Here is a 24654-nt window from a genome sequence, read left to right as displayed (position 1 = left end):
ACTTATCCCCCTGTTCCTACTCTTTAATCGTTATCTTGTAGTTTTCAGTTTCTGTCTCCACATGCCAGCACAACTCACAGTTTAGTACATCAAGAATCAGGTCAAAAGACTTAATTTCTTTGAGTGTCTTTTTTTTCTTTTTCAATTCCTGTTTAAATTTCTTATTAATCTCTTCAATGCTTAAAACATTTTCACCAATTAATATGTTTAAAACAGGTTTGAACTTACCATTTTTTACTATGGTCTTTTCAAAATTAATATTTTTTTCTATTAATACCTTCTCTTCTTTAATCACATTGTCTACTTTTCCCAGTATCGCTTGTTTCGCAAGTATATCTGCCTCTTCATTATATTCAACGCCAGTATGAGCTTCCACTTTTATAAACTTTACGTCTAGTTTTTGGGATATTTTATCATAAAACTCTTTATATCTTTTTGTTCCCAGCTTTTTAGCCTGCCATGTCCCCGTACACCATTTTTCAATACCCTCATAATCATAATACAGATATAATATTTTAGCTTTACTTTTTACCGCATGATTCATCGCAATGACAGCACCTTTTATTTCTCCTGCAACATTTCTCATATCCAGAAGATCTTTTTCTTCTCCTTTTTCACTGAAGACTGTTTTTTCACCATGATACCAAATAACTACACCTGATCCATACGCCTTTTTTGAATCATCATAGCTACCATCAACGTATGCTATCATTTCATCATCATTTAGTTGATGGATTTCTTTCTCTTCCGCTGCTGATACAGCTATTCCCAAGTAGGCTTCCGCAGCTCTTCTATCGGCAAAGCCTTTATATTCGGCTCCCGAATATCCTCTAATCTGTTTCTCGCATTCAGCCCAGCTCAAGAATATACCAGTTTTTCTCCCCTGTCTGATTGCATAGAACTTTTTGCTTTTCTCTGCCATTTGTTTGTTCCCTCCCTGCTCATCTTATGATTTATCAATATCCTTTTACTTAATAATACGTAAATTTTCTAGTGGTTGTCATACAGTGCAGTAGTATTTATTTTAATAGTTTTATATTTACCGCCACAGGTCCTTTCTCTGTCTGCTCCAGCTTGAATTCCACCTCACAAGACTCACAAACATTTATTTGTTGTGGTTTCATAATCTTACTAATATGGAAAAAGCATTTGCCAATATCAGGAGCAGTTATAAATCCATATCCCTTGTCTGATAAATACTTTGTAACAGTCCCTCTGTAAATTTCCTGTTTAGGACATCCTACCAGCTTCTCGAGGATAGTTTCATCATCCCTGGTAATCTCCAGTTCTTCTATTTGACTAGAAATACTTTGAATTAGCTCGACAGCTTCCGTAAAGGCACCTGAATACTTTTTACCGTACAATTCAATAGCCTTTTCCAGCTCAGATTTTGCCTTATAGTATAACTTTGCTTTATGATAAATTTCTGCAAGTAAGAAATGGTTTTTATGGTTGCTATGGGATGCTTTTATCGCGTTTAATGCATACTGATAGCTTTCACCCAACATGTTCTTTTCCAGATATATCTGAGAAATATCTCGATATAAGTAATCTTTTTTTCTAGAGCCTAGAAGATCAAGATATATTTTGAGGGCCTCATCGTATTTCTTAAGGTTATATAAAATACTGGCTCTTAGTTCTTTTACATAATATGTATTTTTTACACCTCTGATTATTTCAAGGGCTTCATTATATCTGCCTTTGCCAAACAAGGCTTTTCCAAGTGAATACTTGTAGTCGTCATTTCTACTGTCTATCTCAAGGGCTCTTACTAATGATTCGATAGCGTCATCCCATTTTTGACGTTCGATAAGCATTTTACCTTTCTGATAGCATACATCTGCATAGGTAGATTTTTCACGCTCTTGAGATTCCACAGGGAGATTACTCCAGATCTTTTCACAGTCATTAAATTCTCGCAGTGCATCCCAAAACTCTGGGGATTTCATCCGATACATACTGCCACAGCATTGCGAAAGCGCATACCCCAGCCGATATTTAGCCTTCAGATATTTAGGCTTTTTCTCAACTGCACTTTTAAACCAGTCTATTGATTCTCTCCATTTTTTTTGTGAATAGTATTGGTATCCTATCATATAATCCCATTTTGCATTAAGATCTTCACAGGCAGAAATTTTTTTGAAGGTTTCTGCTGCCAACTCGAATTTTTGAAGTCTTGACTGACACCATCCGATTTTTTTTAATACCTCCAAGTTTTCAGTGTCATCGCATAATAACTCTTCATATCCTCTTAATGCACTATCCCAATCATTTTGGGTTTCAAAGTCCTGTTCGATTTTGTGAATAGATTCCAAGACATCCAAAGTGATTCCCCCTTTTAGGACAATATCTAATTTTTATTTTACATAATTCGGAAATTAATTTGTGTCATATTTTGTCACAATAAAAACTTTTTTCTACAAATTTCTCATTTGTTTATACACGGGAGATTTTAGCCTTCCTGCTATGACGGTTCAACTCCAGACTCTATAACTTAAGATTCTTAGTGTATTCTTCTTTTTCATTACTCGTGCATCATTTTTTTGCTATAATAAAGGTTGTTAATTAAATTAAAATATGTAAGTACACTTGATTCCCTTTATATTGAAAATATTATTTAAGACGGAGGACAGCATCCATGAAAGAAAATTATCTGAACAGTATTTTTCAGTTTTTCTACTACCTGACTGCAGACAATCTTGAGGTTTCCCTAGTGGATCCAAACGGGGACCATGTAATTGAAAATACACATATATACAATACAAAGATGGAAACAGTTATTCATACATATGGAAAGGTCGCTTCCAACTGGGAGCTTGAGGATATTGCCAACTTTGTGAGGGAGACTGGTAGAACCTCTTCTGACAAGACACATGTACTGGCCATTGGGGAGCAGATTGAGGATGGTAGGTATATTGTTTTTTGCTGTGATCCAAGGATGGCTGGAGAAGTGATTGTCCGTGAGCTCTGTGGTATCATCAGGGAAATGGGTGGTCGGGTTGACAGTCTTGATTCTTACAGGGCATGTGCAGACGAGATTCTTTCGAATCTTTTTTATCGTTATAACGTTACTGAAGATATTACGCGCCCCCGTCATTTCGGTGGCCAGTTAATCCTTAATATGTCTTTAGCCACTCTTTTGATGGACAAGTATCGTAAATCGAAGACTGTAAAAAAAATTACAAAGTCACTTCTGTCAGATTTTCTCAATGTCACACCTCTGGTAGCATCGACCGGACTTGATGAACAGGATGTTCTAACTGCATGTTACATCCTTGAATCGATTGTTGGTGTTGTGGTTTCAACCCCTCAAAATCCACCTGCATCTAGTATCTTGCCTATTGAAGAATATGATTTTTATGACATCCTGTGTTCAAAAGATGATTTTGGAACAGTTCATGCCTTGAAATCGGCTATTACACTTGGAACAACTGAGTATTTCGCAGTATCGGTACTAAACGGACTTGGTAAGACATTGAAAAAAAATTCGTCTGGGAAAAGAACCTATCAGCTTGCATCAGAAACATTTGAAAGTCCCTCTCTCGACTTCAGTGTCGGTAGCACTGTTTCTGAACTCCTGTTGGGCAACATGTACTCTGGTTCGGCTGATAAGGTATGTCCCGGGCTTGTTGAACTCATTTCGGGAACGGATAAGGATAACGCCTCCATTCCTTCACCCGTAAAACTTCCCAAACTGCTGGACTGGTATCATGGTTATGGTTCATATATGGTACCGACGTTTTCCGTGATGGACGAAATCATGGAAAAATACCTTTCCCTATATGACCGTTAAAACAGCTTTAAGTATATTTCCATGTCATTTTATAAATTATAATTCATATATCCTGTAAATGTGAGGTACAAGTTACGAACTTCAAATACCAAAGGCAGGTGTCTAAATTGGCGGATGTTTTCACAAAGGAAAAGCGTAGTGAGGTTATGGCTAGGATCAGAAGCAAGGATACAAAGATAGAAGTTCTTGTCAGGAAGTGGCTTTTCTCCCATGGATATAGATTCAGAAAAAATGACAAGCGATACCCGGGTAAACCTGATATCGTCCTTCCAAAATATAAGATTGCCATTTTCGTCCATGGCTGCTTCTGGCATGGACATGAGGATTGCAAGCTTGCAACCATTCCCAAGACCAGAACCGAATTCTGGGTGGAAAAGATTAATAAAAATTTGGAACGCGACAGCGCAAATATTGAATCATTGAGAACCATGGGCTGGAAGGTCATCATCTTGTGGGAGTGCGAACTAAGAAAAAATCCTGAACTGCTTCTATCAAATCTAGTATCACAACTTCATTAACTCACAGAAATTATAAATGCAATTCGGTATTCATCTCCATATAAAAACAGGAGTACCTCCATCGATACTCCTTCACATATTGCTATATTTCTATTCCTCAGGCTCGTAGTCATAGGCACGTAGCCTCTCAAAACATATCCCTATTTCCTCTTCTGTAAAAAGCTCTCGAAACTCTTTCCTTATGACATGAGCTTCCACAGTCAGATCCAGTCTTCCGCACATCTGAAGTTGTACGAAACCTTCAGAAACCACATCTTTTAAGATCAAAGTTCTGGCCGTTTCCAGTCCTCCCTTTTCACTAAGCATCTGAAGGAATCTTGCTGCATTGTAACCGCAATCCCGCTTGGCTTCCAGATAAATGTTCTTCATTGCCTTGTCAAAATCTTTCACAAGATCCATAGTATCCCCCCGCTATTTATTCCACCACTTCCTCTGAAGCAAAGTGTGGCTTTATTCTTTCTCTGAAGTTTTCCGTTCCGTATCTTCCATATTGCCTCATGGCCTCATATGTATCAATGCAAAAGGCCCTTATCTGTCCAAGTTCAGGAAGATCTTCAATATCCACGTATCCGATGTCTTCTACAGGCTGATCTGTTACTCCCGGAAATATTAGTGCATTTCTCACTTTCATGGCACTCTTTTTATGCATTGAAAAATAATAGTAGAACTGTTTTACAAGGTCATGCCAGCCGGGCAGGTTGCGATTGACATCATAGTACTTTGCATCTAGAATATAGAGAATTTCATCTTCCACATATAGTAGGTCCGGTCGCTGTGAAATTGATTTTTCCAAACTAGAGTTCCATCTGGGTTTTGGGATGAAATTTGACAGGTCCTTATATCGATTTAAAAATACATGTCCACATATTTTTTCCCATACATAGTGAAAGTATGGAGTTGCAAGTGTACTAAGCTTAATTCTTTCATCGTCTTCTCCCGAACCGATTATGAATTCCATTAGAATATTTATAAGTTTCATTTCTCTATCCACAAAAGTATCTTCCAGTTCTCGCTGCAGTATGTATCTAGCAACATATCGGTCGCAAGGCATTTCTGCAATGAAGCCGCTAGTATCCATCTTCTCCCACCCCAGAATCCATCCATACTTCTCGTAGCTCCTTTGAACCGCATACATATGAAGCTGATAGAGAAGATTGTTATAATCGATTCTGGACCGCCTTGTAAGAACATCCGGGTATATGGGAGAACCCTTTGAAAAGAGGGGTGTCATTTTTCGAACAGTTCTAGGCCAATCGATATTTGCTCCATGACTACTTCTATGAGACCTGATTTCCTTTCGAATATACCCATTATTTTCGTAGTCACTGATTAGCCAGATAGCTGCAGCTATTCCCTCTGGATCTGCTTCCTCAGGGTTTCCAAGAAGTTCCTTTTCTTCCTCCTCCAGTTCTTCTTCACTTCTGTATCTTGCAAGAGTTTCTGCAAGTGTTCTAACATGGAGTTCAAGTTGCTCATCTTCATCCGGTAATTTATATCCCTTTGGAAATACAACGAGAATATGGTTTCCCTTTATTAGAAAGCCAGTAACATTAAAAGAAAAACTCACACCCTTTTTTCTGCATATGTTTTTTTCGAAAAATACTGGATCAAGAATTTCACTATACAGCTTAGTTGAATATTCAACTAGTTCAACAAAACATCTCTGTCTTAACGTATAATTACTCATCTTCATCCAATCCTTCATCCGGTTCAGCAATATTCTCAGGAGATTCTTCCTCATGCACCGCTAAACCGCCAGTTGATGTACCATCTGCTATTTCTGCATCCATACTCCCTAATTCAGGAGTAGTAACTCCTCCAGCAGTAGGCACTCCACCTGATGCTTCACTCACCGTCTCAAATTCAACATCAAATACAAAAATTTTCTTTCCTGCTGAATACCACTCCACAAGCTTCGAATATGTAGTGATTTCTCCATTGAAAAAGCTATTGCGATAGTGTCTCACCACATCATCCCACAAATATATTAGTAGTTTAGACTGGATATTCTCCGGATCTTCAACTTCCCTTGATTTCATAAAGTACTGGCCAATATGTCTATCCTCATTTATCTTCAAGTCTCCTAGATGCTTATTTATTGCCTTGATTAGGTTCTTCCATTTCACTTTCTTTCCGTTATAAGAAACTAGTTCATCTTCGTGTGAAAACCCATCTACTTTAATAGGCATATACTTGAAGTGCCATCTTCGCTTGAAGGCCGAATCCATCACAAATACTCCCTGGTCTGCACTGTTCATGGTTGCTACTATATTTAAATTTGCTGGAATAAATAGCTTGTCTTCCGGAAGCGTATAGCCAAACACACCAAGGCTCCTCTTTAGATATTTAAGCAATTCCGGATCGGGATTAATAGAATATTCGCTTTTGCCTGTCTCGTCTCTGTCAAGAAGTTGAAAGATATCCCCAAATACGGCTGGTGCATTAGCTCTGTTCAACTCTTCGATCAAAAGAGTATGAACCTTTTGCGGTTGCTCAAGTGCAGCAATAATTGCCTGCGTAAACGGTCCGGGTACAAACTGATAGTCAATCACAGGCTCCCTCCTACCACTATCGACACCATCATACGAAGTTAGTAAATCTGGAATTTCCTTGTAGAGGGGAACTGGTTTATAACTTCCTACAAAATCATAGTACGTATATTCAGGGTGAAATGTAACACGAATAACATTCCTATACCGAGTATTCAAATAGTGACTCTTTCCTGTTCCTGGTGCTCCATAAACTATCTGGTTAATACCTATCTCTCCTATTGCAGATGGAAAGTCCGTTATTTCAGGTGTTGCCGGGGTTGCCTCACTAATCTCTAGTAATTCCTGTGATGCGCCGAAAAGCAATGTATCGCTTGCAAACGCATAGGCAATCTGAGCGATGTATGCCTGAGTAACATGCACCAGTTTTAAAATATTAAGTACTGGTGATACGTAATAGTCTCCTCTATCAATAGTTTTTGATCCTTCCCACCATCCATAATCTCTCATGAATCTTCTAAAATAATTCCTTGATATATCATTATCAAAATAATTCTCGATAGCATCATCTATATCAGTTGGAATTGCTCCTGATTCCTCCTTGAGTTCTTTAACTATATCCTTCAGCTCACTCCTAGTATATCTTGTATCTCCTACAATATCATTATAGGCATTCTTATATTTAATTAGCTCAGCCACAAATTCCGTTGTATATGTAGCCACATAAAACCACTGATTTGGTATATAAATTTTTAGCCCAGTATTAGTAGTAATTAAAGCAGAATTATTCAGATATTCTATACTCTCAGAAGAGTTTTCCACATATGCCCTGTACCCACTCCTAAAACTCTCAGTTAAAGCAAGCTCTTTATTCCCATATCTTCCATATTTTTCACTAGCGCTTCGAACAAGTTCCCCTAGATCCTTCAAAACCATCCCATTACCTCCTCGAATAATCACATATTTGTTTTTTTCGTACTATTAAAATCAACCGAACATGTTTTCTTATTTTTAAAATTATGGTATTATAATGTCAGTAGACACAAGGAGTGATAATATTGCCAGTTTCAGACATCATAAAAACAAAAAAATCATTTTTCAATATGACCAACAAGGAATTCGCTGATGCCTTAGGACTTGGCCGCGATGGTCAAAATATAGTTTCAGCATTGGAAAAAAGTACTCTTGATTCTGTTCAGGATGTACTTGATCGTATACATAGTTTCCCAAACACTCATCCATTTCCAGGCTTAGCTGAAGGTGAGGAAAGATTCACCTTCATTGATCTCTTCTGTGGTATAGGTGGTATCAGATTACCCTTTCAGCAATTGGGTGGTAGAAGCGTCTTTAGCTCGGAGATAGACAAGTTTGCCGCCAAAACATATTTCGCAAACTATGGTGAACAACCTCATGGCGATATAACAGCCATCCCTTCGGAAAATATACCAGAACATGACATATTACTTGCAGGTTTTCCATGCCAGCCTTTCTCACAGGCAGGACTTGGCCGCGGCTTTGAGGATACTCGCGGTACTCTGTTTTTCGAGATCGAAAGAATCATCGATGCACGACGTCCTAAAGCTTTTCTTCTTGAAAATGTAAAAAGGCTATTTACTCATGATGGTGGCAACACCTTTAGAATTATTTGTGAGCATCTTGACGCTCTCCGCTATACAGTATTCTCCAGAGTTCTGAGAGCAGCTGATTATGGTGTCCCTCAGAACAGGGAACGTATCTATATAGTTGGATTTGATCGAGACCATATTGACAATCCTGACCAGTTTAACTTTGACTTCCCTGATCCACTAGGAATTCCTACAAGAGTTGGAGACATACTTGATGAAACAGTGGATGAAAAATATACAATCAGTGACCTCCTATGGGAAGGACATCTTCGCAGAAGAGAAGAACATCGTGAACGAGGAAATGGTTTTGGATATTCACTCTTCAATGCGGATAGCCCCTATACCAATACCATCAGCGCCCGCTATTACAAGGATGGCAGTGAGATTCTCATTGATCAGGGAGAAGGTCGTAATCCCCGCAAGCTGACACCGAGGGAATGTAGACGTCTGCAGGGATTCCCAGAGGAGTTTATTATTCCAGTCTCGGATCCACAAGCCTACAAGCAGTTCGGTAATTCGGTGGCGGTTCCAGTTGTTGATGCCATTGCTAGAAGAATGATACAAACTATGACTGATCACCAGATGATTCCATAATTCACTACTCAAAACTCACGGCATATTCCGTGAGTTTTTTTATGTCTTCATATTTCCTTACATTTTTTTACTGGTAGTAATATTCTAACAATATTTGACTCTATGTGCAATCTTATGCCACATTTCCATGTAAAATTTTGTCTTTAAATTTCCATGATATAGCAGTATAATAAGAACATACATTCGCAATTAAGGAGGGGTGATTATATATTGATTGAAACTTCAAAACTTGAAAACATTATCTCAAAGTGCGGAATTATATTGGAATTCCGCACTCTTCCAGATTCGACTCTTGGATATTATTTTTTTGACGGGAATTATTATATGATTTTAATAGATGACCGGATAAGAAACTTGGAAAAGCTTTACCGTACAGTTCTTGCAGAAGAGATTGGGCATTATAGAACCACTATAGGAGATATTACACCAAGAAAATATATGTGCTATGGTGATCGATTAGAGGTCGATAAAAAAGAAGTTGCCGCGCTAAGGTGGGCTGTGGATTTTTTAATACCTACAGAAATGCTTTTGGATGCAATAAAAAACAAGTTTGTTAGAAACTTGTCCGAGATGGCTGATCATTTTGTTGTAACTGAGCAGTTTGTCATGCACAAGCTTGAATTCATGGCAAGAAAGCAATCTATATGGAAGATAGATGATCAGAAGAGTCTTTGTCTGATGAATCTGCCATCCGTTTTTATCTACCAACAAACTTTAATTAGTAATATGTAGATTTTAATTCAATACCTAAGGGGGAACTGAGTTATGACAAACGATGCGCTTGAGAGAGCGAAAGAAGGGTCTGTTGAAATACTTTTAAAAACAAGGTATCAGTTTTGGTTCTTGTTATCATTACTATTAACTGCATTTTTCAGGTGTCAATTTCCATTAGAAATGGAGCAAATCGTAAGTCACTTTCAAACATTATTTTCTTCGTATGTTTTAAAATTGATTACAGTTGAACTTAATACTTTAATTGCTATAATTAAATTTCTTAAATTCGTTTATCTTATAGGTTACGTTTTGTGCTTCATATGCATTTTTTCTTTATTCTTTGAAAAAATCTTTCATAAAAATACTATGAAGTCTCTTTTTGAAGTGTTCTTTGACAGAATGGTAATCTTACCAGTAAATATAATTGTTACTGTGTTATTAGTTAATTTTATCTGCCAGGATAAGGATAATCGTATAGTTGTTAGCAACCTCTTTAACATGATTTTTAATGAAGGCGGAATAGCTATCTTCCTTATTCTAATGACCTTAGGACTTTATGTTTTTGGATTAGTAATGCATATACTCAATGTTAATAAGGACAATTAATCATTCAGTTTAATAAAGCACCTCGACACACAAATAGATTTAATATCTTTCTATTCAATAATTTGATATTCGTATTAAACAGACAACAATATCTATCTCAAAATATTAGAGTCTGCATTGCAGACTCTAATATTTTCTTAATTAATGTTTTTGTTATTATTACACATACTATATTCATAAGAATTATCTTTCTATACTATACTCATGCACATCGACAAAATTAGTGGTTGGTGTGCTCTTTTTGTCATAATTATAATTGTTAATTACATCCCCATTGTAAATATTTAAGACACAGTTTGGATTTTCTAGCAATGATGCTATTGTTCCACTTAGAGAAGTATTATTTCTTCTAGCTACAGTCTCAAGTCTATTTCGAACATCTGGCTTTAATCTAACCATAGTTGGGATTCTTTCTTGTTTTTCCATTTTGATCACCTCCTAAGATTATTTTGCTCATTTTTTCTAACTATATTCGCATAGTGTAACAGTTTGTTTCATTTTGTATCATTACTTTTCATTTTAATGTTGGAATAACACCCCAAGCATAAATCTAAGTAAATTTGAGCTTTTATTCGATTCTTCAAAATATACATTTACCTAGAAAATTTGAAAATAACTGTTAATATAATAGATTTTCTTTTTCCCTCCCGCTATAATTGTATTAGACAAAACATAAAGAAGGTGATACGATGCAAACTGCAGCTCTATACATAAGGGTAAGTACCGATGAGCAAACAGAATACAGCCCAGATGCCCAGAAAAAAGCCCTGCTGGACTATGCGAAGAAGAATAGAGTCCTTGTACCTTCTGAATATATTTTTATCGACGAAGGTATCTCTGGCCGTAAAGCTGAAAAAAGACCTGCTTTTATGGAAATGATCAAGCTGGCCAAGAAAAAGCCGAAGCCTTTCGATATGATTTTGGTTCATAAATTTGACCGTTTTTCTCGTTCCAGGGAAGATAGCGTTGTATATAAATCACTACTCAGAAAAGATTGTGGTATCAAGGTCATAAGCATTACGGAGCAGATCGAGGACGATAAGTTTTCTATTATTCTTGAGTCCATGTTGGAAGCCATGGCAGAGTACTACTCTCTCAACTTATCCGATGAAGTAAAGAAAGGCATGACGGAAAAGGCCAAACGCGGTGGTCTTCAAAATGCTGCCTCCTATGGCTATGAAATATTGGAAAAGGGAAAGTTGACTATCGTAGAAAACGAAGCCAAGATTGTCAGATATATATATGATCAATTCCTCAATCACGACGAAAGTTTTTATAGGATCGCTAAGAAGATTAATGAGATGGGTGCAATGACAAAGCGTGGGAAACCATTTGATAATAGGGGTGTTGAGTATATACTTAGAAATCCTGTGTATATAGGGAAATTGCGTTGGACCCCTACCGGAAGAATACGGCGAGATTTTGATAATGATGATACATTGATCGTGGACGCTGAACACGAGCCACTCGTTTCAGAAGAAATATTTGAAGCTGCACAAGAAAAAATACGAACACGTAAAAAAATGTATAGGCCCAACCAAAAACCTCTCGATGAGTGTAAACACTGGTTATCCGGTTTAGTCCGCTGCAGTAATTGTGATGCGACCCTAGTATATACTGCAGTAAGAGCACCTAGCTTTCAATGCAAAGGTTATGCTTCAGGTCGATGCAAAGTTTCCCACAGCATAACAGTTAAAAAGATTGAAGAATCGGTCCTTGATGAACTCCTTAGATTGACAAAGAGCTTAAACGCTAAGGGTTATAATATTAAGTCCAATAGCAACGCTGATCTTGAAATCGAATCATTGGAGAAGCAGCTGGATAAAATTAAGGGTAAGCTCGATAGGGCAAAGCAGGCATTTTTAGCTGAGATTGATACGCTGCATGAGTATAAGCTAAATAAGGAGCTCCTACAAAGAGAAGAATCAGATATAAAAGCAAGAATAGCTGAGCTGAAGAGTGCTGATCAAAAGACTGATATGGATGCGTTTAGAAAAAAGGCAGGGGTTGTGTACGCATTGCTTACTTCAGAAGATGTGTCAATGATCGAAAAGCAAAAGGCTATTCGCTCCATGGTTTCAAGAATAGTATTCGTAAAACAAGAAGGATACTTGGATATAGAGTATTATATATAAAAACATACCCAGTTGCCATCAGGACCGCCTAATTGAGTCATTATATATTGGGCAGTTTTTGGGTCTTTCTTTGAAATTTTAACAGGATATTCTAATTTTTTCTCATAGATCCACATAAGCAATTATTCCCCCTCTAGTATTCAATTTCCCAAGGCCAAGGTCCTTCAACCCATTGCCATGGGAATTTGCTTTGAGAACACCCGAAATTCTTCAATGGACCATATAAGCTTTCATATTGAGTTTTTAACATCATTAGCTGATAGGTATATGTGTTATAATCCATCAAGGCTTTTTGATCCATTGGATGGGTATCTAAATATAGATTCAAATCTACACAAGCAAATTCAAGTTCTTGCATTCTTCTTAACATATTCAACTGATCCTTATGCATATATTTCCCCCCCTATTGCTTCGCTACTTCTTCATAATAATATGGCGGCCAAGGCTTCACCAGTTCTGGGAATAAGGTACCTACTTGTAATGCCACGGGTAATGGATATTTGAGCATATACATTTGATAAGGTACATAAGCCCTGGCAAGCATATATCTCAACTGTTCTATTTCAGCTGGAACAGGATGATGTTCATAGGTTTGTTCTAGATGTTTCAAGTGCGCTTCCCCCTTTAATATTATTTCTATCTTGCAATACCATCATATTCAAAATTAAAAATTTAGAAACTTTATTTTCTGATATTTTTATTGATTTATCTTTATATATCAAAAGCTGTCTGATCATTACTCAGACAGCTTTTATATAGACGATTTAAATTTTCTTATGGTAGCTCCTGTAGATCAGCGGATCCTTCCATAGCCCTTGTATAAATATCTCTAGATTCTTTTTTGTACTCATTAAGTTTTCGTAGATTAACAATCCATAAGTATAGTACGAATGGGAAAAATAGTGCCATAAGAGCTGGAATCTTGGCCATCAAAATAAAATCAAAAATTCCATGGAGAATAACTGGAATAGACAATGCTCTACGAAGAAAATGCTTTCTAGAGGATTCATCCTTGGCAAATCGTGATAAAGATAAATAATATCCCATGGTTACACCAAATAACATATGGGCAGGTACAGATAAAACACCTCGGTATAGACCAACATATGGATTGGCTGCAAATCGAAATACTACATACATGATGTTTTCAATCGTTGCAAAGCCCAAGGCAGCAAACACCGCATAGATAATTCCATCCAATTTCTCATCAAATGCTCTATGATAATAGGCGGTTCTCAATACCACGCCTCGCTTAAAAAATTCTTCCGTAAACCCTGCCACAATAAATGCTGTATAAGCAGCCGATAGTACACCTCCAAAAACGTTAAAGGATAATAAAAACCGTTCAACAATTGCTGTTGGAATCACGGATAGGGCTCCCAAAACAAATACCTTCATCAACAGATGTACAGGTTCACGGTCATATCGATCTGTCAGATATACTGCTAGGGCAAAGGCAAGTCCTGGAGAAATGGCGATAATAAATAACCTCGTAATCACATAATCATCCTCTCTTTCCTCGACTAATCATAGTATTTGTATATGGAAGGAATATTAAAATAGGTTATTATTTACAATTTTTTCTCACTCTACTTATTCCCTATCTACCATAAAAATCCTTTACTTTCCCGTGTAATTTCTCAAAAACTACGGATAATAAGTGTATATAGCTAAGGAGGTTTTGCAGATGGATCAAAAACGAATCTATGCCAGCTATGTAAACAATACGGATGTAAATGGCTATATTAGCGAGTTGATTCACGAAGATAAGCAGATTCATGGAGACAAACCGATAAACAAGAAAAAGGGACAGCCTAAAAATTCTATGTTTTGCAGTGAATGTATCGATGACGATCTTACAACCTAGATGTTACAGTTTAATCTTTTTTATGTAAAAGGTGAGAAATGGCTCTCACCTTTTTATTTACTCTTCATTTCTCGTTATGTGAAGACTTTCAAATATTTCAAAGATAATACTTAGAAGAATAGATACGATCGTTGCCAATGCCATGCCTTTTAATTCCAAACTGCCAATATTTATATGGATGCCACTTAAACCGATGACCAATACTGCAGAGGTTAAAACTAAGTTCTTAGAGTTGCTATAGTCTACCTTCTCTTCTACCAGCATGCGAATACCAGATGAGGCAATTACACCAAATAAAAGTAATGATACGCCGCCCATGACTGGTGTAGGAATGGTCTGAATTGCAGCAGTCAGCTTTCCTACAAAGGATAACACGATGGAAATGATAGCCGCCCCACCAATCACCCAAACACTATAAACCCCTGTGATTGCCATCACTCCAATGTTCTCTCCATAGGTGGTTGTAGGCACAGAACCAAAAAAACCAGATAGCGTTGTGGATATTCCATCACCAAGCATGGTACGATGCAAACCTGGGTTCTTTCTCAGATCGTGACCTACTATGTTACTTGTAACAATCAAATGTCCTATATGCTCTGATATAACGACCAGCGTTGCGGGTAGGATAATCATAATCGCATCCCATCTAAAAGCAGGTTGATAGAATTCAGGCATTTGAAGCCAACTGGCTTTAGCGATCACACTAAAATCTACAATTCCCATAAAAAACGAAAGAACGTATCCTGAAATGATGCCAATAAGTATTGGGATAGCTGATAAAAAACCTCTAAAGGTTACAGAGCCTATGGTTACGATTAAAAATGTGATCACCGATACAGTTATGGCTTTGATATCTACTGTCTCCCCTGTAAATCCAGCCATTTCTGCTGCCACTGGGGCCAGTTCAAGTCCAATGATTGCCACGATAGCACCCATGGCTGCCGGCGGAAAAACCACATCCATCCATTTCGTCCCAATGGTTCGAATGATCAAAGCAACCAAGGAAAATACAATACCAGAGACAATGAATCCCCCTAGCACTTCATTATATCCATATTTCCCCATGATAACTAACGCTGGTGAAATGAATGCAAAACTTGAGCCTAGAAATGCTGGGACTTTTTTCTTTGTAATAAATATAAAAAGCAGGGTCCCTATCCCATTGAACAGCAATACAATGGCAGGATTGATCTGAAAAATCACAGGTACCAATACGGATGCACCAAACATAGCGAACAAATGTTGTATACTCAAGGGCAGCGCTTCTAAAATAGGCAGCTTTTCTCCCACATCAATCTTTCTTCTTTTCATATATATCCTCCTATTTCCGTTGTCTTCCTCTTATTTTTACCTTAATCCTATATAATTATGAAAGTCCATCGGTTAGCCAATGGACTTTCATCATTAATAACGTTCATTGATATAATTCTCAATAATCGATTTTCTCTTTCCCTCAATCCAAACACCCTCTTCTTTTAGCCGTTGCATCAGCCAAGGATTTTTAGAATGAAATACCACATTTTCATAATCCGTTAAAACAATCTCAAAAAGCTTGTCCTTTAAGTTTTCAGATTTTACCTTGATATAATAGGCCTCCACCTTATAAAAGTCCAAGTACTCTAAGAACTTGATAGTGGACTTATCTTTTTGCTGATAGAAGTAGTTGGCATCTTCCAGCATCTTCTTCGCGATATTAGGATGTTTTTGAATGAGCTTTGCATCCTTTGAACGCATGTAATTGTATTTTGCCAACATATTATAGTATTGATAATTGTAGATCCCTTTTTCAAAGGAATCGATTCTCTGATATGGCCTAAGGTTAAGGCTTTGTATAAAAGCATAATGTTCTTCAATGAATTCTCTTTTCGTAATGTCACCTTTCTTAAACTGTCTAAATAAGGATTCACGATGTTTAAAAAACTTGTCAAATACGCTTTCTTGAATACGATAGGTCAATATTAACACCCAATTTCATCTAGACTATATTTATAGATTGTGGTGAAGTCTTTTATATTATGTATGATCCTATACATCTAGATAAAAGATACGCCATTTTCATAATAGGATTTTTTTTCTAAAGCATGAAAGTATACATCTACACTGCTATATCCCATTTCATGGACAAAACGAGTAATCTCGCGGGCCACTTGGTCTTGTACTTTCTGTCCTCTGTCAAACCACACAACTTCTACAAAAGGGTATCCTGGTACGATACCTCCATCACAAACAAAAGTTGAAGGCATCCATTCAATGGTAAAATAGTCCCTAGGGCACCCAATAATTTCTTCTAAATTATCAATCATTTCTTTGCTGCCAGCACAAACTTTTTCTAGGTCAACGCCTCTCATTTTAATCTGGGGCATGTAAACACCTCCTTTTCATTATTCTACCCCTAAAACCACGAAAAGCAAAGGAGAAATATGGTATACTTACAATCATAGACCATTATTTCTATTCTTTTCAATTTATATTCTCTATATAAGGAGGTTTTGATCTTGTCTAGGTTTCAAGAAAAAGTAGTGATTGTTACCGGAGGTGCCCAGGGGATCGGCATGGCCATCTCCAGATATTTTGCGGCGGAAGGTGCTTTTGTAGTCATTGCTGATATAAACCAAGCTGCGGCAAAAGAAAACGAAACATATATTCTTCAACAAGGGGGAAGATGTATCTCTATTCCTACAGATGTGGCTTGTGAGACATCCGTGAATCATTTGATGAATACCGTGGGTCAAAACTATGGCCGTATTGATATCCTAGTCAATAATGCTGCCATGCACTATAGCAAGGATATAGAAACCCGTACGATGGATGAGTGGCATCAAGCCCTGTCTGTTAATCTTACAGGTCCTTACATGGCTGTAAAATATGGATTACCCTATATGAAGGATATCTCAGCCACTATTATCAATATTGTATCGACAAGAGCTTTGATGTCAGAACCAGATACAGAACCTTACTCTGCATCTAAAGGGGGTCTCCTTGCCTTAACCCATTCCTTGGCTATTAGTTTAGGTAAATATAGCATCCGCGTGAATGCTATCAGTCCGGGCTGGATCGATGTAAGTGCTTGGGGTCAGGAAGATCACCGTCAGCAAGCCTTATTATCCGACAGAGACCACCAGCAGCATCCTGTAGGGAGAGTAGGACGACCTGAAGATATCGCAAAAGCCTGTCTCTTTTTATGCTCTCCGGATGCTTCCTTTATCACGGGCAGCAATTTGATTATCGATGGCGGTATGACGGTGAAAATGATTTATGAAGAATAAAGTCCTTGGATGCGCTACCCCCAAGGACTTTATTCAAAGTCACCCATGATATAACGGATATTTTTATGTTTCTTTCGAATATCACTGTCATATTGAATCAATTCTTTCACCCCAGGGACTTCTAGCATTAGCTTCCAACCTTGGTATATGCCTTCAACAAATTCTTTTCTCAACCCATCCATTTTATCCAGCAAGGGGCATTGATGAATCTGCTCTCGCTCCACCACCAAGGACAGTCTGTTTCCATCCAGATGGGGTTCAAAAGGATAGCTTCTGCATTGTATAGGTCTTAAATCACGGATACACCCATCTTCTTTATTACAATGGAAATAATATAAGTACTTTACCTTCGGCGGTATATAATAATGCTTGCTGGTATGCTTTTCAAAGCGAAATCTATCTTCCAGCGGTGTATCCTTATAGACACTTTCGTATTCAAAAGGCATCAAGTAAATCCCGATCTCTTCCCCATCCTCTGTAAAATTTCTACAACAATGACTATTACATAAAAGACCGCAATCCTCATCAATAACCTTTTCACTCATATATGCGTAGACTCTTTTATAAATTTCTCTATAGTCCAATTGATCACCTCCAAGTTTTACTTTCGTTTTGATTATACAATAAACGGGTCCTCATTGCATGTTCTAATTAGAATACAATGATAAATAAATCAACGGATCTTAAACTTCTGGATATTATAAAAATATTTCCCAAGAAATATAGCTCTATAAAAAGGGAGAAAGACTGCCCCAGCATAAAACGGAGGCAGCCTTTCGGAAAAGGGAGTATGCTTGTATTTCCTATATAATGCCCATTTGGGCAGAAGTTAGCTCACTTGAATGTTATATTTTCTAAAAACATTTTTTATCTTTTCCATGAGTTCAGGTGTTGGTGATTGAACGTCATGAAGCTCATAATTCAAACCTAAGCCCTCCCATTTATGAACACCCATGGCATGATAAGGCAACAATTCTACCTTTTCTACATTTTTCAGTCCTTGGATGAACTTGCATAAATTTTCTACATCCTGTTCCTCATCGGTATATCCTGGAACAACCACATGTCGAATCCATACAGGAATATTCTTAGCTTCCAGCAGTTTAGCAAATTTCAATATTTTCTCATTGCTAACCCCTGTAAGTTGGCGGTGCTTCTCATCATCAATATGTTTTAGATCTAGAAGAACCATATCCGTAAAAGGAAGAAATTCCTCAGCCTTTGTTTCATCACAATAGCCTGATGTATCCAGACAAGTATGAATTTCCTCTTCCTTACAGCTTTTCAGTAGTGCAGTCAGAAAATTATGCTGCATGGTGGGCTCTCCACCAGATACAGTGATTCCACCTTTTGAAAAACGAAAATACGGCTTATATCTTTTTACTTCCTCCATGATCTCTTCTACGGTCATGGTATCTCCGATGCCGCCATTCCAGGTGTCACAATTATGGCAATACTTGCATCGGAGGGGGCAGCCTGCCAGAAATAGTATATACCTTATCCCTGGTCCATCTACAGTCCCGCAAGTCTCAACTGAATGAACTTTTCCTTGTATTGCCATATTGATCACCTCCATAGATTTACATCATTTCGTGGAACGTACGATTAATTACATCTATCTGCTGCTCTCTTGTCAATTTAATAAAGTTTACAGCATATCCTGAAACACGAACAGTTAATTGTGGGTATTTCTCTGGATGCTCCATGGCATCAAGCAATGTCTCTTTGTCAAATACATTTACATTGATGTGATGTCCCCCTTGTGAGAAATAGCCATCTAGCAATCCTGCCATATTGGCAATTTGTGCTTCTTTTGTCTTGCCTAGGGCAGCCGGTATGATAGAGAAGGTATAAGAAATACCGTCTTGGCTATGCTCATATGGAAGCTTCGCCACTGAGTTCATCGATGCAATGGCACCTTTTTTATCTCTCTTGTGCATTGGATTCGCTCCTGGTGCAAATGGCTCTCCTGCTTTTCTTCCATCAGGTGTGCTCCCAGTCTTTTTCCCATAGACAACATTAGAAGTAATGGTCAACACACTCATTGTAGGCACAGAATTTCTATATGTGCTGCATTTTCTCAATTTGTTCATAAATCTCTTTACGATATCTTTGGCAATCTCATCAGCCCTTGGATCATCGTTACCATAAGCAGGATATTCACCTTCTACGATATAATCTACAGCTAATCCCGCTTCATTTCTCACTACCTTTACCTTTGCGTGCTTAATAGCTGATAGTGAATCGGCTACCAATGATAATCCCGCGATACCGCATGCCATGGTTCTCAATACGTCTCGATCATGGAGCGCCATTTCGATTCTCTCATAAGCATATTTATCATGCATATAGTGAATAATGTTTAGCGTATTTACATACAGCTTTGCTAGCCAATCCATCGTTGTGTCGAACTTATTCATCACTTCATCATAATTCAAGTACTCTGAAGTAATCGGTTCAAACTTCGGTGCAGCCTGAATGCCAAGTTTCTCATCTACACCACCGTTAATCGCATAGAGTAATGCTTTTCCCAAGTTGGCTCTTGCACCAAAGAACTGCATTTGCTTACCAATTCTCATAGCAGATACACAGCATGCAATACCATAATCATCACCCCAGTATGGTCTCATCAGATCATCATTTTCATACTGGATAGAAGATGTATCAATGGATACCTTTGAACAGTACTTTTTAAAGTTGTCTGGTAGATTTACAGACCAAAGCACTGTTAGGTTTGGTTCTGGTGCAGCACCTAAATTGTATAGTGTATGCAGCATTCGGTAAGAGTTTTTCGTTACAAGACTTCTTCCATCAACGGTTACTCCTCCGATACACTCCGTTACCCACGTCGGGTCACCACTGAATAACTCATTGTAATCAGGTGTTCTTAGGAATCTTACCATTCTTAACTTCATAACAAAATGATCCATCATCTCTTGTATTTCAGCTTCTGTATACACACCATTTTGTAAATCTCTTTCCATGTAAATGTCTAGGAAAGTAGATACTCTTCCAATACTCATGGCAGCACCATTTTGCTCTTTTACAGCTGCTAGATAAGCGAAATACAACCATTGGATTGCTTCCTTCGTATCCACAGCCGGTTCAGAAATATCAAACCCGTAGGCTTTTGCCATCTCTTTTAATTCTTTTAATGCTCTAATCTGTTCCTGTATCTCTTCTCTTAAACGAATAACATCTTCTGACATAAAATCTACTTCTAGAGAATCTAATTGTTGTTTTTTATCTTCGATCAGTACATTTATACCGTATAAAGCAACTCTTCTATAATCACCAATAATACGACCTCTGCCATAAGCATCTGGTAGCCCCGTGATAACACCAGTTTTTCTAGCTAGTTTCATTTCTGGTGTATAGGCATCAAAAACACCTTGGTTATGGGTTTTTCTATATTTTGTAAACAATTCATTGATTTGAGGGTTTAGTTCATAGCCATAGGCGTCACAGGCATCCTTTACCATCTTGATGCCACCATAAGGCTGTACTGCCCTCTTTAAAGGTGCATCGGTCTGGAATCCAACAATTGTCTCCATTTCCTTTTCGATATACCCCGGTCCATGGGATACGATGGTTGCAATTACATCCGTATCAATGTCTAGTGTACCATTTTTATTTCTTTCTTCTTTGCATAAATCTAACACTTTATCCCAAAGCTTTTTTGTTTTTTCTGTAGACTCAACCAAAAAGCTGTCATTTCCATCATAAGGTGTGTAGTTCTTCAAAATAAAATCTCTTACATTGATTTCTTCATTCCAATTTCCTTGTTTAAATCCATTCCAACCTTTCACTACGATCACTCCTTGTATTTAATGTTCTTATCAAATATTTTTTGATGCGCTATCTGTATTTTGTTGAGTTTCTCCTGCTATTTACCTTTATTCTATGATAAAAATATATCCTATTCTGTGATATGGATCACAGTAAATGAAATCTTTTCTCAATGTATACAATATACTGTGTTTTCATTATCATACAATAACTTTTCTCCAATTGCAATACCCTCTGACATTTTCGAAATTTTTTAATTATCGCCTGTCTTAGGAACATAAAATTCATCTGTTATGTATCTTTGTTTACCCATGATGATTCAGCAACATCCTTACCAAGAATATTTTTTGAGATTTCGGTATTATGTAATTGATAAATATTGCGACGTAAGATCGAGATCAAGATTGAGATCGAGTAAAGACAGTAGGGGCGCGGGTTTCCCCGCCCGAAGACCCAAGAGATCAGCAGAAGAAGGGCAGGATGACCCTGCCCCTACGGGTTTCAATCTGGATCTCGATCTTGATCTGCGGCATTTATGCCGCATCTTTCTACTAATGCATATTATCAAAGGTGTATTGTCTATCAATTACAACGCCCCTTTTAACCATAACCAAAAATGAAAAGAAAAAACTGCTGATTTTCATCAACAGTCTCATATTTCCTTAATCTGATTCACAATATTGTTTAAAAGCCCTTTGTATTTATCTAACTCAAGCTCAAGTAAACCGATCTGGTTCTTTAGCTGTTTTATTTCTTCTAACAGCCCTGCATTTCCGATGATGGTATCATTTCCTGCAGCAGGCATACTTAAAATATTTTCAAGAATCTTTAAGATGCCTTCCCCATAACCGACTCCAGGAACTGCCCACTTACCATTCAAGTCCGTAACTGCTGGAGCTGAACCCAGTAATCCTGCATTTTGCAAAACAATATATCTAGGATCAACCACAGGCTGCTTCAGCGTCTCTTTTGTAGCATAGCCCTTCAAATGCTGAATATGGGCTCTAACACCAATTCTAGGTGTTGGGAAACTGGCTGCTTCTCCACTTTTGTTCCCATTCAATGCACCGAGGCCAGCGTAATTGTTCTGATCTGGAGTTATAATTCCTCCATAACGGAAGAATCCTGTTTCTTTTAATGCTTGTGCAAAGGCAATGTCGCCCCGAACACCTTCAGTATTTCCTTCCTCCAAGTAATAACCAATTAGCGCATCGACAGAACTATTGATTTTGGGAGAACTATTGATAGAGAGTAAATACTGCTTCATTTGCCCATGGGTTGCCAAAGCTTTGCCCAATATTCCTACTCTATTCTGTATTCTGTTCAAAAACATCTCTTTGTCTAAAGAAGTCCCTGGACATGTTTTTGAGGAGTGATCTCGATGAAAAACAAGGTTCTTTGTATTAAAAATAGTAAACAGTCCACTTATTAGTTTTACTACCGCTTCATATTGAGCACCTTCTAGGATTTCTTGTCCTTTATCAAAATTTCCTATCATCTCAATGGCAAAAGCCCTTTGGTTCTGTCCTGTGATACTGGCTGGTATTCGATTTACGTCCCTACCATCCCAAATCAGTCCATCAGGTGATACCGTAACATGCTGTCCTATATCCTGCCATTCTAATGTTTCTGTATGATATCGCCACATGCCATATATAACCTGTTCCTTATCGGTGGCAAGTTGATAACTCTTTTTGGTTGGTTTCCAAGTATGATGCAGATGAATATCCTTAATCTCTCTTGTAATCTTTAAATCCTTCACGTAGGTTAGATAGCTTTCCACCGTATAACTTTGAAACCTTCTCATTTTTACACCCCCTCATAATTAGATATGCGGAGATTTTAAAAATGATATTTACTTTGATAACTTTTTCTAAATTTACTTTCTATCTTTTCGAACCACCTGGAGATGCATTTTTGCCTTTTCCTTTATCGTTGGAGAAGGTTGCAGCTGTTCCTTTGCAAGTTCCATTTCTTTCTGTATTTCATCTCTGCATCTCGGACAATACTTATGATTGGCAGAAAGCAGCAAACAACCACATCTTTTACACTCAATATTAATGAAGCTGTTTTCTATCTCAACCAATCGGCCATCTCTCACAAAATTATTAACCACATGGTATGGAATTCCTGTTTCCAACTCAATTTCGAAGGCGGTACCACCTGGATATTCCTTAAGATACGCCCTAATTTTCTCAAAAACTTCGTCTATAATACGATAACAGTCTGGACAATAGTCATGGAGTGATCTTTCATCAATAGCTGTTTTACATTTCTTACAAGTTCTCACAATAATACTGGCATGATTTCTCCTTATCATGTTTTTCACCCCTATATATACTTATTATCTAATAATGCTCATATCCTAGATTATAAATTCACCTTCTATTGCTCTCTTTATTCTATTATACAATAATTCCATTAGAGAAACTTGAGCTAATTTTCTTTATTTTCTAGGTATCTTGTCCTATTTTCTATACCCTTTGCCCCATCATCATTCCAGCAGAATCTTTATCGGTGAAAAATCAATATAATCACAAGCGGTCAGCCTATATTCTATTCCATTCACCAACCCTTGCAATGCACAACCATGGGATTCACTGCCATGTAAATGTCCATAGATCACTTTTTCTACGCCATATTCTTCATAAATCTGTGTAAAACCTGAAGGCTCCAACCGATCATTTGTGGGCGGATAATGGGTCATGACAATAATTTTACCAATACCCTTTTTCCTTGCTTCCTCCAAAGATAGCTTCAGCCTTTGAAGTTCTCGATGGTATATTTTCTCATCCTGGGCTTCAAACTTGTTTTCATTTGGACAAATCCACCCCCGAGTACCACAAATAGCATACTCTTTATATTTGTAAAAATTATTTTGTAAAAATACCATATCTTCAAATAGAAGATTTAACTTTGTTACAGAACTCCACCAATAATCATGGTTGCCTCGAAGAAGAATTTTATTTCCGTTTAATTCATGAATCCATTCTAAATCGACCATGGCTTGTTCCATATTCATTGCCCAAGAAATATCTCCTGGAATCAGCACAGTATCTTCAACGGTAATTAATCGCTGCCAGTTTTCCTTTATTTTTTCATGATGCTGTATCCATTGTTCTCCAAATATATCCATAGGCTTATGAACTCCGCCACTTAAATGCAAATCTCCGATCCCGTACAACGCCATATATTCACCAACTTTTTCTTTCTTTAGTCTTATTATGTATTTTCTTTCTTACCATTATTTCATGGATT

The 24654-nt window shown here is 37.5% G+C and carries 27 protein-coding genes; 8 read left to right on the top strand and 19 right to left on the bottom strand.

The features are described from left to right. Positions 1-16: 16 nt before the first annotated feature. Together K0R93_RS04975 and K0R93_RS04970 are read right to left on the bottom strand one after the other, a co-directional pair. The gene (locus tag K0R93_RS04975) at positions 17-922 is read right to left on the bottom strand and encodes a ribonuclease H family protein (protein WP_300298419.1); all 906 of its coding nucleotides are present in this window, start codon (positions 920-922) and stop codon (positions 17-19) included. A 97-nt stretch (positions 923-1019) separates the two neighbouring features. After that, the gene (locus tag K0R93_RS04970) at positions 1020-2324 is read right to left on the bottom strand and encodes a tetratricopeptide repeat protein (protein WP_300298416.1); all 1305 of its coding nucleotides are present in this window, start codon (positions 2322-2324) and stop codon (positions 1020-1022) included. Positions 2325-2638: 314 nt separating this feature from the next. Here K0R93_RS04970 and K0R93_RS04965 point away from each other — a divergent pair, with 314 nt between their 5' ends. Both K0R93_RS04965 and K0R93_RS04960 read left to right on the top strand, forming a co-directional pair. Next, positions 2639-3793 carry a hypothetical protein gene (locus K0R93_RS04965; protein ID WP_300298413.1) on the top strand — a complete coding sequence of 385 codons (1155 nt, stop codon included), beginning with the start codon at positions 2639-2641 and terminating at the stop codon, positions 3791-3793. 107 nt (positions 3794-3900) lie between these two features. Continuing rightward, positions 3901-4311: a very short patch repair endonuclease gene (locus K0R93_RS04960; RefSeq protein ID WP_300298410.1), complete on the top strand. Its 411-nt coding sequence runs from the start codon at positions 3901-3903 to the stop codon at positions 4309-4311. Between the two features lie 90 nt (positions 4312-4401). On the opposite strand, the gene K0R93_RS04955 is transcribed toward K0R93_RS04960, so the two are convergent. The 3 genes from K0R93_RS04955 to K0R93_RS04945 are packed head-to-tail and all read right to left on the bottom strand — an operon-like array spanning position 4402 to position 7736. Further along, the gene (locus K0R93_RS04955) at positions 4402-4710 is read right to left on the bottom strand and encodes a hypothetical protein (protein WP_300298408.1); all 309 of its coding nucleotides are present in this window, start codon (positions 4708-4710) and stop codon (positions 4402-4404) included. Between the two features lie 16 nt (positions 4711-4726). After that, positions 4727-5998, bottom strand: coding sequence for an LlaJI family restriction endonuclease (locus K0R93_RS04950; RefSeq protein ID WP_300298407.1), 1272 nt, complete (start codon positions 5996-5998; stop codon positions 4727-4729). Further along, positions 5991-7736, bottom strand: a complete 1746-nt coding sequence (locus K0R93_RS04945; RefSeq protein WP_300298405.1) for an AAA family ATPase — start codon at positions 7734-7736, stop codon at positions 5991-5993. The genes K0R93_RS04950 and K0R93_RS04945 overlap by 8 nt, the downstream gene beginning before the upstream one ends. A gap of 122 nt (positions 7737-7858) precedes the next feature. Here K0R93_RS04945 and K0R93_RS04940 point away from each other — a divergent pair, with 122 nt between their 5' ends. The 3 genes from K0R93_RS04940 to K0R93_RS04930 all read left to right on the top strand — a co-directional run bounded on the left by K0R93_RS04940 (position 7859) and on the right by K0R93_RS04930 (position 10339). After that, the gene (locus tag K0R93_RS04940; RefSeq protein WP_300298403.1) at positions 7859-9019 is read left to right on the top strand and encodes a DNA cytosine methyltransferase; all 1161 of its coding nucleotides are present in this window, start codon (positions 7859-7861) and stop codon (positions 9017-9019) included. 210 nt (positions 9020-9229) lie between these two features. Further along, entirely contained in the window at positions 9230-9751 is a 522-nt protein-coding gene (locus K0R93_RS04935) for an ImmA/IrrE family metallo-endopeptidase (protein WP_330685028.1), read from the top strand. 33 nt (positions 9752-9784) lie between these two features. Continuing rightward, complete coding sequence (locus K0R93_RS04930) at positions 9785-10339, top strand: hypothetical protein (protein ID WP_300298401.1); 555 nt, start codon at positions 9785-9787, stop codon at positions 10337-10339. Positions 10340-10522: 183 nt separating this feature from the next. Here K0R93_RS04930 and K0R93_RS04925 read toward each other — a convergent pair whose 3' ends face one another. Then, positions 10523-10765 carry a hypothetical protein gene (locus K0R93_RS04925; RefSeq protein ID WP_300298400.1) on the bottom strand — a complete coding sequence of 81 codons (243 nt, stop codon included), beginning with the start codon at positions 10763-10765 and terminating at the stop codon, positions 10523-10525. Between the two features lie 263 nt (positions 10766-11028). Between K0R93_RS04925 and K0R93_RS04920 the strand changes: the two genes are divergently transcribed. Next, positions 11029-12474: a recombinase family protein gene (locus K0R93_RS04920; protein ID WP_300298397.1), complete on the top strand. Its 1446-nt coding sequence runs from the start codon at positions 11029-11031 to the stop codon at positions 12472-12474. Here the strand turns inward: K0R93_RS04920 and K0R93_RS19190 are convergent. The 4 genes from K0R93_RS19190 to K0R93_RS04900 all read right to left on the bottom strand — a co-directional run bounded on the left by K0R93_RS19190 (position 12465) and on the right by K0R93_RS04900 (position 13974). Further along, positions 12465-12590, bottom strand: a complete 126-nt coding sequence (locus K0R93_RS19190) for a manganese catalase family protein (RefSeq protein ID WP_334305774.1) — start codon at positions 12588-12590, stop codon at positions 12465-12467. The genes K0R93_RS04920 and K0R93_RS19190 overlap by 10 nt on opposite strands. 17 nt (positions 12591-12607) lie before the next feature. Next, positions 12608-12865: a spore coat protein CotJB gene (locus K0R93_RS04910; RefSeq protein WP_300298395.1), complete on the bottom strand. Its 258-nt coding sequence runs from the start codon at positions 12863-12865 to the stop codon at positions 12608-12610. Positions 12866-12877: 12 nt separating this feature from the next. Further along, positions 12878-13084: a spore coat associated protein CotJA gene (locus K0R93_RS04905; RefSeq protein ID WP_300298394.1), complete on the bottom strand. Its 207-nt coding sequence runs from the start codon at positions 13082-13084 to the stop codon at positions 12878-12880. Between the two features lie 164 nt (positions 13085-13248). Further along, on the bottom strand, positions 13249-13974 hold the full coding sequence (locus K0R93_RS04900) for a PrsW family intramembrane metalloprotease (RefSeq protein WP_300298391.1): 726 nt from the start codon (positions 13972-13974) through the stop codon (positions 13249-13251). Positions 13975-14161: 187 nt separating this feature from the next. Between K0R93_RS04900 and K0R93_RS04895 the strand changes: the two genes are divergently transcribed. Next, on the top strand, positions 14162-14341 hold the full coding sequence (locus K0R93_RS04895; protein WP_300298388.1) for a hypothetical protein: 180 nt from the start codon (positions 14162-14164) through the stop codon (positions 14339-14341). Positions 14342-14398: 57 nt separating this feature from the next. Here K0R93_RS04895 and uraA read toward each other — a convergent pair whose 3' ends face one another. The 3 genes from uraA to K0R93_RS04880 all read right to left on the bottom strand — a co-directional run bounded on the left by uraA (position 14399) and on the right by K0R93_RS04880 (position 16704). Next, entirely contained in the window at positions 14399-15652 is a 1254-nt protein-coding gene (gene uraA, locus K0R93_RS04890) for a uracil permease (protein WP_300298385.1), read from the bottom strand. Positions 15653-15745: 93 nt separating this feature from the next. Beyond that, positions 15746-16297 carry a DUF6648 family protein gene (locus tag K0R93_RS04885; RefSeq protein ID WP_300298383.1) on the bottom strand — a complete coding sequence of 184 codons (552 nt, stop codon included), beginning with the start codon at positions 16295-16297 and terminating at the stop codon, positions 15746-15748. 77 nt (positions 16298-16374) lie between these two features. Then, positions 16375-16704, bottom strand: a complete 330-nt coding sequence (locus K0R93_RS04880) for a DUF1904 domain-containing protein (RefSeq protein ID WP_300298381.1) — start codon at positions 16702-16704, stop codon at positions 16375-16377. 132 nt (positions 16705-16836) lie between these two features. On the opposite strand from K0R93_RS04880, the gene K0R93_RS04875 reads away from it, so the two are divergent. Further along, on the top strand, positions 16837-17607 hold the full coding sequence (locus K0R93_RS04875) for an SDR family oxidoreductase (protein ID WP_300298378.1): 771 nt from the start codon (positions 16837-16839) through the stop codon (positions 17605-17607). A gap of 29 nt (positions 17608-17636) precedes the next feature. Here the strand turns inward: K0R93_RS04875 and K0R93_RS04870 are convergent, their stop codons facing one another. The 6 genes from K0R93_RS04870 to K0R93_RS04845 form a co-directional block, all read right to left on the bottom strand. Continuing rightward, positions 17637-18191 carry a hypothetical protein gene (locus tag K0R93_RS04870; RefSeq protein ID WP_300298376.1) on the bottom strand — a complete coding sequence of 185 codons (555 nt, stop codon included), beginning with the start codon at positions 18189-18191 and terminating at the stop codon, positions 17637-17639. Between the two features lie 245 nt (positions 18192-18436). Next, on the bottom strand, positions 18437-19168 hold the full coding sequence (gene pflA, locus K0R93_RS04865) for a pyruvate formate-lyase-activating protein (protein WP_300298371.1): 732 nt from the start codon (positions 19166-19168) through the stop codon (positions 18437-18439). A 19-nt stretch (positions 19169-19187) separates the two neighbouring features. Then, entirely contained in the window at positions 19188-21416 is a 2229-nt protein-coding gene (gene pflB, locus K0R93_RS04860) for a formate C-acetyltransferase (RefSeq protein WP_300298368.1), read from the bottom strand. 632 nt (positions 21417-22048) lie between these two features. Beyond that, positions 22049-23203, bottom strand: coding sequence for an N-acetylmuramoyl-L-alanine amidase (locus K0R93_RS04855; RefSeq protein WP_300298366.1), 1155 nt, complete (start codon positions 23201-23203; stop codon positions 22049-22051). A gap of 72 nt (positions 23204-23275) precedes the next feature. Continuing rightward, entirely contained in the window at positions 23276-23716 is a 441-nt protein-coding gene (locus K0R93_RS04850) for a hypothetical protein (RefSeq protein ID WP_300298363.1), read from the bottom strand. 174 nt (positions 23717-23890) lie between these two features. Then, positions 23891-24586, bottom strand: a complete 696-nt coding sequence (locus K0R93_RS04845; RefSeq protein WP_300298360.1) for a metallophosphoesterase — start codon at positions 24584-24586, stop codon at positions 23891-23893. Positions 24587-24654: the final 68 nt, after the last annotated feature.

The organism is Anaerosolibacter sp. (assembly GCF_029240175.1).
GTDB lineage: Bacteria > Bacillota > Clostridia > Peptostreptococcales > Thermotaleaceae > Anaerosolibacter.
Note: the sequence above shows the minus strand (reverse complement) of the source record. Positions and strands in the feature narration are given on the sequence as shown.

What these genes read in the sequence shown, in the direction of transcription:
- K0R93_RS04945 (WP_300298405.1), bottom strand. Translation starts at nt 7,736, where the DNA reads ATGGTTTTGAAGGATCTAGGGGAACTTGTTCGAAGCGCTAGTGAAAAA.
- K0R93_RS04965 (WP_300298413.1), top strand. Translation starts at nt 2,639, where the DNA reads ATGAAAGAAAATTATCTGAACAGTATTTTTCAGTTTTTCTACTACCTG.
- K0R93_RS04895 (WP_300298388.1), top strand. Translation starts at nt 14,162, where the DNA reads ATGGATCAAAAACGAATCTATGCCAGCTATGTAAACAATACGGATGTA.
- K0R93_RS04920 (WP_300298397.1), top strand. Translation starts at nt 11,029, where the DNA reads ATGCAAACTGCAGCTCTATACATAAGGGTAAGTACCGATGAGCAAACA.
- pflA (WP_300298371.1), bottom strand. Translation starts at nt 19,168, where the DNA reads ATGGCAATACAAGGAAAAGTTCATTCAGTTGAGACTTGCGGGACTGTA.
- K0R93_RS04850 (WP_300298363.1), bottom strand. Translation starts at nt 23,716, where the DNA reads ATGATAAGGAGAAATCATGCCAGTATTATTGTGAGAACTTGTAAGAAA.
- K0R93_RS04925 (WP_300298400.1), bottom strand. Translation starts at nt 10,765, where the DNA reads ATGGAAAAACAAGAAAGAATCCCAACTATGGTTAGATTAAAGCCAGAT.
- K0R93_RS04930 (WP_300298401.1), top strand. Translation starts at nt 9,785, where the DNA reads ATGACAAACGATGCGCTTGAGAGAGCGAAAGAAGGGTCTGTTGAAATA.
- K0R93_RS04975 (WP_300298419.1), bottom strand. Translation starts at nt 922, where the DNA reads ATGGCAGAGAAAAGCAAAAAGTTCTATGCAATCAGACAGGGGAGAAAA.
- K0R93_RS04955 (WP_300298408.1), bottom strand. Translation starts at nt 4,710, where the DNA reads ATGGATCTTGTGAAAGATTTTGACAAGGCAATGAAGAACATTTATCTG.
- K0R93_RS04950 (WP_300298407.1), bottom strand. Translation starts at nt 5,998, where the DNA reads ATGAGTAATTATACGTTAAGACAGAGATGTTTTGTTGAACTAGTTGAA.
- K0R93_RS04880 (WP_300298381.1), bottom strand. Translation starts at nt 16,704, where the DNA reads ATGCCCCAGATTAAAATGAGAGGCGTTGACCTAGAAAAAGTTTGTGCT.
- K0R93_RS04910 (WP_300298395.1), bottom strand. Translation starts at nt 12,865, where the DNA reads ATGCATAAGGATCAGTTGAATATGTTAAGAAGAATGCAAGAACTTGAA.
- K0R93_RS19190 (WP_334305774.1), bottom strand. Translation starts at nt 12,590, where the DNA reads ATGTGGATCTATGAGAAAAAATTAGAATATCCTGTTAAAATTTCAAAG.
- uraA (WP_300298385.1), bottom strand. Translation starts at nt 15,652, where the DNA reads ATGAAAAGAAGAAAGATTGATGTGGGAGAAAAGCTGCCTATTTTAGAA.
- K0R93_RS04845 (WP_300298360.1), bottom strand. Translation starts at nt 24,586, where the DNA reads ATGGCGTTGTACGGGATCGGAGATTTGCATTTAAGTGGCGGAGTTCAT.
- K0R93_RS04855 (WP_300298366.1), bottom strand. Translation starts at nt 23,203, where the DNA reads ATGAGAAGGTTTCAAAGTTATACGGTGGAAAGCTATCTAACCTACGTG.